Below are 9,381 nucleotides of genomic sequence, written 5' to 3' on the forward strand. Positions count from 1 at the left end.
CTGTTCATCGCCTCCGGCGGTCCGTGGCCGGGTCAGGCGGCCCCATGAAGGCGTCGAGCCCTTCGACGATCTCGCGCAGCTCACGGGCTCCACGAGGCGACATCGCCCGGACCACGCCGTCGAGCAGCGCCCGGCCATCGAAAGGATCGCCGCAGCAGTACCAGCACACGTTGCCGAACTCGTCGTCATGCCAGAGCTCGCGCGCGGGCTTGTGGACGTACTCCTTCCACCGACGCAACGCCGCACTGACGTCACCGGGTTGGAGATAGTTCCGTGTGCGCTCAAGCCGATGGATCTCGGCCAGCGCCCGCGAGGAGAGCCGATCGATGCCCGGCCTCGGGCGATGTGCCCGCTGCCGGTCCGGAGTCACCGCCCGGATGCGTCCTGGCCGTCTACGCGGCATAGCCCTTTCGGTTCGTCGTCATGCCACGCATGGTGACAGAAGCCCGAACGGCGTCTCGACCGGTTTTACGCGCCTCCGGCTTCGCCGGATCCGGCCGCCACCGACCGCGCACGAAACAACTGCTCACCACGCGAGCCCGGTTACCGCCCGAGCCGCGCCCGGTATCGTCAACGCCACCACCGACGAACGGGGCGGAAAGCGTGCCGCACAACGAACGCCAGAGCTCACCTGATTCACACCCTTCGCCACATATGCCGGAGTCGGCACTAGTAATGAAAAACGGCACCCCCGGCTGACAAACCCGCAGGTGGGAAACTGTGCTCCCCGCGCGTGCGGGGATGGTCCCCGGGTGGTCTCCGCCTCGCCGTGCTGCTTGGCGTGCTCCCCGCGCGTGCGGGGATGGTCCCCTTCACCACGGCCGACAGCCCGGCGAGGGTCGGTGCTCCCCGCGCGTGCGGGGATGGTCCCTTGTTGCCGCCGTAGCGGGACTTGGCCTTCTCGTGCTCCCCGCGCGTGCGGGGATGGTCCCCGTGCCAGTGCGGCAGCGCCGTCTGCCCCGACGTGCTCCCCGCGCGTGCGGGGATGGTCCCCTATGCACCTCGTGCGGCGAGCCCGCCCGGCCGTGCTCCCCGCGCGTGCGGGGATGGTCCCCGGCCGCTCAAGTCCCAGGGCTTCCGCCTCTTGTGCTCCCCGCGCGTGCGGGGATGGTCCTCGCGTAAAGGAAACAGGGGAATTCGACGGTGCGTGCTCCCCGCGCGTGCGGGGATGGTCCCCGCCGGGCTGGGCTTTCCCCGGCGGGTGGATCGTGCTCCCCGCGCGTGCGGGGATGGTCCCCGCCTTACGACACCACACGGAGTCCACGTTCGGTGCTCCCCGCGCGTGCGGGGATGGTCCCAGCGCCAGCGCGCCCTGCGCGAGGTTCACGACGTGCTCCCCGCGCGTGCGGGGATGGTCCCCACTCTCGTTGGCCCGGAACTCGAAGGGCTCGGAACCGGTGCTCCCCGCGCGTGCGGGGATGGTCCCGCCGTGTGCGTGATCCCCGGCATCAGCATCACGTGCTCCCCGCACGTGCGGGGATGTTCCCAGGTAGTCGATGCCGAGCTGCTCCCAGGACAGGTGCTCCCCGCGCGTGCGGGGATGTTCCCGCCACGTACGTGCCGACCGTGATGGCGCTGTCGTGCTCCCCGCGCGTGCGGGGATGTTCCCGCGTACTCGTGCTGACCGCTCATCGCGGCCCCGTGCTCCCCGCGCGTGCGGGGATGGTCCCTGTCCGGACGAGATGATGCGCTCGCTCATGTGGTGCTCCCCGCGCGTGCGGGGATGGCCCCGACGCAGGTGGCGTCGTCGCGGTACCTGTCCGGTGCTCCCCGCGCGTGCGGGGATGTTCCCTTCCGAGTCGTCTGGGACGATCAGGTGTCCGAGTGCTCCCTGCGCGTGCGGGGATGGTCCCGGGATCTCGGCGCGCTCCACGGCGTCGCGCCCGTGCTCCCCGCGCGTGCAGGGATGGACCTCATCGAGGACTACGACGGGGAGAGTCCTGCGGCACCGGAGGGCGTGGGTTCGGCAGGCAGCACGGCGGGGGTGGTCATGCCGTTGTTGGCGAGGGCGAGCGCGTCCAGTTCGACTCCGCTCACCAGGACACCGGGAAGGTCCTCGAAGAACGACAAGGCTTCCGCCACGGCGTCGGTGAGGGATTCCGCCGTGAAGATGCAGATGAAGCGGGAGTAACCCGGGGCTTCGGCCAGCCCGATCCGTCCGTCGTTGAAGCGGTCCGACCAGTCCAGGGCATCCGACTGCTCCGGCGTGAGCGGGGCGTCGAGGACCAGGTTGAAATGCCACTCACGCACAGTTGCGGTGCTTGCCGATGAAGACGTCAATCTTCTTCGCCTCTTCTCCAGGGTTCCGGGGAGTGCTGTGCACCCTCACCATGTCACTGCACGGGCAGCAGATGACCACTCCCCAGTTATGTCCGTTCTGGGAGCACGTCACCTTCATCCCGCACGCCTCAGCTCGTTTCAGAGCCGCTTCCACGTCCTTCTTCTGGTGCCGGTCTCCTTTGGCCATGGCGGTACGTCTATTCGACGCCACCCGGGCGCGTGGGCCGGGCTCGACGCTGCCACCCGATCGGGCGAGGCTCACCAGAGGCAGGGAGAACGGGGGCGCTCCGCCGCGCACAGTCGGAGGACCGAGCGGACTGGATCAGTTCTGGTCACCGAAGTTGGCGGACCATCGTGGCGTAGATCGGGGAATCCGGAAACGGCTGCTGGGGGCCGACATTCTCGTAGCCCCACTCCTCGTACAGAGTCTGGACCTTGGGGTGGGTGGGCTCGACGAGGAGAGTGACCCGCTCCTCTGGCCGATCGGCCAGCAGTTCTTCGTGGATACGACGTGCAGCTCCGGTCTTGCGCCAGGGCGCGCGGACCATGAGTTCGAACAGGGCGAGGGTGCGTTCTCCGCCGTACTCGTCGGTGAAGTCGTCGGGGAGCGGAGTGAGCATCTTGGACCACCAGCCGGTCCTTTGGGGGAGCCTGGAGCCGTATGCGTAGCCGATCGGCTGATCGACGGCGTAGCCCAGTACGACTTCCCATCCGGGTAGTGACGCCTGTCCGTCGAGGCGGTCTTCGAAGCCCTGAACGGAGAAGAAGGGGTCCGAGAGCCGGTCGGCGTACACCTCCGCGTAGATCTCGGCGAGTGTGGGGCGCACGGCGGCAAGGTCATCAAGTCCGTGGCGGCGAAGAGCGATCACCGGCTGCTGATTACTCACAGTGTCTCCTGTTCGGCCGTCCGGCCTCCTGGGCGGCCTTGGCATCGGGGCGATGGTGAACAAGGCGAACTCTCCCATCCCTTGGGCGACCCGCTCGCCTCCGCGTGGCAGGTGCTCCCCGCGCGTGCGGGGAGCCGCGCGACACCGGTTTCCGGGAAATGCTGAGGCATCGAGAACCCGTGTCAGGCTAAACCGCCGCCGGTACCGTTCTCAGTGGAGGATGAGAACCAGGAGACCCGTATGGCGCCTTGGAGCGAGTACACGACAGGTCAACGAATCAAGATCCTTCGAGGGAAGACGCTTCGGCAGTCCGACCTCGCCGAGATGGCAGGGCTGTCCCTGGCGACGATCCAGCAGGCCGAGCAGGACAAGCGCCTCTCCTTGCAGACGCTTCTTCTGATCTCGTCGGCGCTCGGGGCGGATACAGCTGTGATCCTCGGACAGCAGGGGCCGCGCCGGGGAATGGAGCAGGACGACCGGGCTACGGTCAGGGAGCTGTCGAGAGCGGTACATGACACATCCGCCGGTCTGTTTCCCGGCACCCTCACGGTACCGACGCTCACCACTACGACCGAACACCTTCGCCAGTGCTGGGCGCTGTACTGGGAAGGCAAGTACGTGGCCGCCGGGGCCTTGGCGGGCCCGCTGATCGCGGAGGCGGCGGCCTGCGTACGGGAACAGCCAGACGGCATGCAGGCGAAGGCTTGGACAGTCCTGTCGGATGCCTATCGGCTCGCCGCCTACGTGGCGAACTTGATGGGGTCCCGGGACCTCGCCTACGCCGCGATCGGACACGCGCAGGCCGTCGCGTCCCTTGCCGACAGCGGACTGAGCAGCGCGCTCGTAATGTCGGGGCGCGCGTGGATCTACTTGAGGGACGCACGGCTCAAGGAGTCGTTGATACTCGCGGAGAAAGCCGCCACGGATATTGAGCCGTGCTTCTCGCGGGCGACGACGGACGAATTGGTCGCCTACGGATCGCATATCAACTTCGCCGCCGTCGTCGCCTCCCGTGTCGGCAACGGCGGGCTGGCCGGTGACTACCTCAGTCAGTCCCACGCCGCAGGGGCCCGGATGGGGCGCGAGGCTCGGGCACATGGCACGGTCTTCGGACCGGTCACGGCGAGCACGCAGGCGGTGGGGATCAAGGTCGCTCTCGGCCAGACAGGGCAGGCGCTGCGACTGATCGCCGATATCGAGCCGTATCACGAAGCATTCCTGTCCGGGGCCGCGCGCAGCCGCTACGCCATGGACAAGGCCATGGCACAGGCCGACGCGAAGTTGTGGGACGCGTCGCTGGACACTCTGGAGCGGGCACTGCTCGATCACCCTGTCTGGGCCCGGCACCAAGCGCTGCCGTCCGTCATCCTGGAGAAGGTCGGCCGCGCCTCCACGGCTCGGCTCCGGCGCGTCTCAAGGCTGGTCGCGACCGGCCCCGACAGGGCTGACGGGTTCTCCCCCGCGACGTCGAAGACAGCCCTCTGACCCCTACGCGCCATGTGAGTCCGTGCTGTTGCCCGAAGCGGCTCAGTGAATCCAGCCGCTGGTGAAGCGCGCCTTGTTCGTCGCCGCGCAATGTGCACCCGTACCCGCGTGACAGTACGGGTAGTAAGTGCCGAAGCCCAGAACGGAGTTCAGTGTGTCTGACACCGGAGATGAGCACATCGGAGCCCGTATCGCGTCCCTGCGCAAATTGAGCGGCTTCACACAGCGTGAGTTCGCCGACGCCGCCTATCTGTCCCTGGGGGCCGTCCGGAAGGTCGAACGGGGAGAGCGGCTGCCGACGAATGGATTCCTGATCTCCGCCGCCCGCGCGCTGCGCAGTACGGTCGAGGAGTTGTCAGGCCAGCCCTACCGGTCCCAGAACGCGGCAGACCAGAAGGTGCACGGCCCGATCCAGGGGATCCGTACCGCCGTACGCCGGTACGACCTTCCGACAGATGCCTACGCCCGGCCCCGGCCCTTGCCCGAATTGAAGGCCGACGTACGGATGGCCGCCGAGTACCGCAAGAGCGCCAAGTACTCGCGTCTCGGTGCACTGCTCCCCGGCCTGTTGGAAGAGCTGACGGCCACATTTCATCTGGGGGATGACGCGCGAAAGCGCAAGGCTGTGGCCGGTTTGCTGGCCTCCTGCTATTACATGGCCCACGGCCTGGCGTTCCGCCTCGGATATGCGGACCTGACAGGCCAGTTGGAAGATCGGATGCGGTGGGCCGCAGCCAGCGCCGACGACCCGCTGATGTGCGCACTGGCCGAATGGACCCACTCCTACTCGTTCCATGCCTTCGGTGATTACGACGGCGCCCTGGGCGTTCTGCGGGCCGCGCGCGAAGAGCTGGAGTCGGACGACGCGGTGCGGGGCGCGGCCCGTATCACCCTGCTGGGAAGCATCCGCCTTCGGGAATCGTCCATCGCATCGTTCGCCCAGGACACCGATCTCACGGCCGATCACATCAGGGAAGCCGCCGTACTCGCCGACCGGATTCCGGACGGCCGCGACCAGTTGCATTACCACATGACATTCGGCCCGGCGAACGTGGCGGTCCACGACGTGGCGGCTCAAGTGGAGCTGAAGCAACCGGGTAAGGCGGTCAAGCGGGCGGCCGATGTCCGTTTCCCGGCGGATATGGCGCGCACCCGGCAGGGGCACCACTTCGTAGCGGTCGCCCGCGCGCACTTGGACCTCGACCGGCGCGAGGATGCCCTGAGTTATCTGAAACGAGCCCGGGCGATTGCTCCGGAGCAGACGCGGTTCCACCCCATTGCGCGGGAGACCGCCCGCACGCTCACCACGAAGTACCGCCGTACGACCGAGGATCTGCGTACCTTCACGAACTGGTTGGGAATCCAGCCGTAGCCAAGCTTCCGGAAGGCCGGCAGCGCCCTCGCCGACCCGGGGTACCGGGCGGTACAGGCTGGCTACCTCAGGTCTGGGGCTGCTGTGGCCTGCCGCACGGGCCAGATCCAGTACACCATCAACCCCTTCACGAGCCATCTCAACCACCAAGAACCCACCCAGACCACCAGTGGCACATCACCAACACCCCGTCACACCTCGTCGGCATGGAACATGGACAGGTCCTGACCCGGCGCCCGCGAAACTACTTCACAACCCCACCGCGCCCCGTATCGTCAACGCCCAACACCGACGAACGGGGACAGGAAACGCGCCGCACAACAAGAGCCAGCACTGCCCCCATTCATCACCTTCGCCACAAAAGCCGGAGTCGGCACTAGTAATGAAAAACAGCACCTGCGGCTGACAAACCCGCAGGTGGGAAAGGGTGCTCCCCGCGCGTGCGGGGATAGTCCCTCCGGCTCTTCGACAGGTCCGAACTCCGGCTCGTGCTCCCCGCGCGTGCGGGGATAGTCCCCACTACGTCCTCCAGGACGTGACCCCGCTCCCGTGCTCCCCGCGCGTGCGGGGATAGTCCCATGCACCCGGCGCCGCCGGCGTTCACCATCGAGTGCTCCCCGCGCGTGCGGGGATAGTCCCACCCAAGGTCAGAGCCGAATTACGCCATACGGGTGCTCCCCGCGCGTGCGGGGATAGTCCCGACGTGTGGCCGCTGACCCGGTCTCCCGTCGGGTGCTCCCCGCGCGTGCGGGGATAGTCCTCGACTCCGACCAGCCGGGCGAGGACGAGGACGGTGCTCCCCGCGCGTGCGGGGATAGTCCCTCCTCGACCACGCGCACGCCCACGGACTCCACGTGCTCCCCGCGCGTGCGGGGATAGTCCCGGCGGGGGCGGGGATAGTCCCGGCGGGGGCGGGGCGGGCTCGTCGTCGTCCTGGGTGCTCCCCGCGCGTGCGGGGATAGTCCCACCCGCCTCGAGCCCGGCGGATCGATCATCGTGTGCTCCCCGCGCGTGCGGGGATGGTCCCCAAGCCCTGCAACTCGCCGCCGGCAGTCTCCAGTGCTCCCCGCGCGTGCGGGGATGGTCCGTCCGCCGCACCATGCTGAGGCTCCGTGAAATTGTGCTCCCCGCGCGTGCGGGGATAGTGCCCGTACGGACACAGATACTGGCTGGCAGTACGGCGGAGTGGTCATACCGTTGTTGGCGAGGGCGCGTGCGTCCGGCTCGCCCCCGTCGCCCGAACGACTTCCTTTACGTCCCCGCAGATGTCCGCGCCGGTCTCCTGCTGCCAGGTCGGCCGTACGAACCACGGCGCTGCCTTCTGCCAAAGCCACCGACGGAAAATGGAGTCATACGGCTGCGGAAGTGCGTCTGAGGCGTTCTCGAAGATCGATGACCTCCGGGTGCGTACGCAGCTCCGGGCGGGCGGTGAAGTCGGCGTCCAGGGTCCGGAGCACCTCCGTGACCTGCGCGGAGCGGACCGTGGCCGCATAGCTGACAAGCGACGCGGCTGTCGTCAGCGACTGTTCCAGCTCATCGCGACGTAAGTAGGAGCGGGCCAGCCAAGTGCCGTGCAGAAGGGCGTCACGGTCCTCCGTGCGTTCGGCGTGGGTTCCGAGCCAAGGAGTGATCAGGGGGTCGGCCTCGGCCAGCAGCCGGTGAGCGTCGGGGGCTCCGGAGAACGCCGCCGTGATCAGGGTCTGGCCGGTGACGACATCGAGATCCGTCAGCCAGTACAGCCATGGGGGTCGACTGCCGATCGCGTCGGGGTGGCCGAGGTGTTCCAGGGCCTCGTCCGTGGAGCGCCGGAATCCGTGGACGTCACCGAGGGCGGCATGGGCGTGGGCGTGCCGGGCGGCGGCAAGGGCACGAACTGTCGGCGGTGCGGCGGAGGCGGTGACGATCGCCGCGTTGGCCAGGTCGATGGCATCGCGAAGTCGGCCCAACGTGGTCGCTTGATAGGTGAGGCAACTGTAGATGTGGGAGGTCAGGGCCGCGTCGCCGGACTCATGGGCGCCCGCGAGCCCGGTACGGAAATAGCGTTGCGCCAGCCCGTGCAGTCCGGCGTCCATCGCCATCCAACCGACAGTCTGCGCGAGTTGGGCCCACAGATTGATGGTACGGACGCGAATCTCCGAGGTCGCGAACCTGTTGCCGAGTACGTGGTCGGCGACCAGAGTGAAATGGCGGTGCGCGTGGTGAAGAGTTGAGCGGTTGCCGCCCTCGGCGTCGTCGATGTGCCGGATCGCGTCGACGGTCGCGGCGATGGAGTCGGCAACGGCCTCGGTGACGACCGGACCGTGCGAAGCCGCGCCGCCGGGGGCAACGGCCCGGCCGGAAGGAAAAGTGAAGGCGGCGGGATTGGTGAGAGCCGCACCACTGACCGCCAGAAAGGATCTGCGCTCCATGTCGCCCCCATCGTGGACAACCCACTGAGTAGCCGCTTCCACGGTAGCTCCGGAGGCCGTGTGCGGGGGCAGCCCGTCGTCAGCCCGTACCCAGGCGGTGGAGGGCCGTACCTCCGATCCCCACAGCTCGGCGGGAGTCAGCTGATGTCCGAGAGCCTCACCAAGGACATGGGCCGTGACGGTTGGCAGCGGATCACGGGGTACCCGCCCCTTGCCCACCCAGTCGGCCACAGTCGTACGGGCGACGCATCCCGGCCCGAGTACCGCGTTGACGGCACGGGCCAGACGCCCGGGCGACCACCCGAGAACAACCATATGAGCAGCTAGTACGTCATTACGCACGGTCACAGGCCCCTTCCCCGTTTTCGACCATAACGAACCGGGCGAGGCAAGGGCAGGTGACGACTTCGCCGCGATTCCTCTGAAGTCGGCACCCCATGACGGCATTTACGTCGGACTCGTCATGCGTATGCGCTGGTCACAGGGGGTCTAAAGGCTGTCCACTGGCAGGACGCCGTTCCCCGACGCCGGGCGCTGCCCACCAGGCGATGGCGGCGTTCTCCGCCCGAATCGCCCCGGCGGATCGCCTAGGAACGATCCCCCGGGGCTGGACCGAGCAGCTTTCCGAAGGAGCTGATCAGCCGTATGCGTGACTCTATCGCCCGTCCGTTCCCCCGTGTGGGGCACGCGACTCCGCGACCGGCGAGGTGGCCTCGGTGACCCTGGAGAGTCTGCTTGCCGAGTCCCGCCCCGTCGCCGACACCTACAAGTGCCAGGTCTGCGCGCGGGAGACCGTCGCGCCGGTCGAGGTGCGGCCCGGTCTCACGACCTGCCCCGAGCACATCCTCGATGTGTACGAGAACCGGGCGGTGGCCCGATGAACGGGACCGAACTGCCCTCATTCCGGGGGCGCGTCGTCCCCTGGATCACCCCCTGGTCCGACGCGCCG

At 68.1% G+C, this 9,381-nt stretch carries 8 protein-coding genes and 2 CRISPR repeat arrays; of the genes, 3 read left to right on the top strand and 5 right to left on the bottom strand.

What is annotated here, in order from left to right; genetic code table 11:
• Positions 1-4: 4 nt before the first annotated feature.
• The 4 genes from AB0G74_RS08365 to AB0G74_RS08380 all read right to left on the bottom strand — a co-directional run bounded on the left by AB0G74_RS08365 (position 5) and on the right by AB0G74_RS08380 (position 3,107).
• Positions 5-370, bottom strand: a complete 366-nt coding sequence (locus AB0G74_RS08365) for a hypothetical protein (RefSeq protein WP_361141988.1) — start codon at positions 368-370, stop codon at positions 5-7.
• Between the two features lie 350 nt (positions 371-720).
• Positions 721-1,914: a CRISPR direct-repeat array (repeat unit 29 nt; unit sequence GTGCTCCCCGCGCGTGCGGGGATGGTCCC).
• A gap of 9 nt (positions 1,915-1,923) precedes the next feature.
• Complete coding sequence (locus AB0G74_RS08370; protein ID WP_361141989.1) at positions 1,924-2,250, bottom strand: hypothetical protein; 327 nt, start codon at positions 2,248-2,250, stop codon at positions 1,924-1,926.
• Complete coding sequence (locus AB0G74_RS08375; protein ID WP_361141991.1) at positions 2,243-2,467, bottom strand: hypothetical protein; 225 nt, start codon at positions 2,465-2,467, stop codon at positions 2,243-2,245. Before AB0G74_RS08375 ends, AB0G74_RS08370 begins: the two co-directional genes overlap by 8 nt.
• Before the next feature lie 145 nt (positions 2,468-2,612).
• The gene (locus tag AB0G74_RS08380; RefSeq protein ID WP_361141992.1) at positions 2,613-3,107 is read right to left on the bottom strand and encodes an N-acetyltransferase; all 495 of its coding nucleotides are present in this window, start codon (positions 3,105-3,107) and stop codon (positions 2,613-2,615) included.
• A gap of 273 nt (positions 3,108-3,380) precedes the next feature.
• On the opposite strand from AB0G74_RS08380, the gene AB0G74_RS08385 reads away from it, so the two are divergent.
• Positions 3,381-4,652 carry a helix-turn-helix transcriptional regulator gene (locus tag AB0G74_RS08385; RefSeq protein WP_361141994.1) on the top strand — a complete coding sequence of 424 codons (1,272 nt, stop codon included), beginning with the start codon at positions 3,381-3,383 and terminating at the stop codon, positions 4,650-4,652.
• A 154-nt stretch (positions 4,653-4,806) separates the two neighbouring features.
• On the top strand, positions 4,807-6,024 hold the full coding sequence (locus tag AB0G74_RS08390) for a helix-turn-helix transcriptional regulator (protein ID WP_361141996.1): 1,218 nt from the start codon (positions 4,807-4,809) through the stop codon (positions 6,022-6,024).
• A 427-nt stretch (positions 6,025-6,451) separates the two neighbouring features.
• Positions 6,452-7,173: direct repeats of the CRISPR family, unit length 29 nt; unit sequence GTGCTCCCCGCGCGTGCGGGGATAGTCCC.
• 200 nt (positions 7,174-7,373) lie between these two features.
• On the opposite strand, the gene AB0G74_RS08395 is transcribed toward AB0G74_RS08390, so the two are convergent.
• The gene (locus tag AB0G74_RS08395) at positions 7,374-8,432 is read right to left on the bottom strand and encodes a hypothetical protein (protein WP_361141997.1); all 1,059 of its coding nucleotides are present in this window, start codon (positions 8,430-8,432) and stop codon (positions 7,374-7,376) included.
• A gap of 716 nt (positions 8,433-9,148) precedes the next feature.
• Here AB0G74_RS08395 and AB0G74_RS08400 point away from each other — a divergent pair.
• The gene (locus AB0G74_RS08400; RefSeq protein WP_361141999.1) at positions 9,149-9,313 is read left to right on the top strand and encodes a hypothetical protein; all 165 of its coding nucleotides are present in this window, start codon (positions 9,149-9,151) and stop codon (positions 9,311-9,313) included.
• The last annotated feature ends 68 nt before the right edge of the window (positions 9,314-9,381 follow it).

The organism is Streptomyces sp. NPDC020875, from assembly GCF_040641415.1.
Classification (GTDB): domain Bacteria; phylum Actinomycetota; class Actinomycetes; order Streptomycetales; family Streptomycetaceae; genus Streptomyces.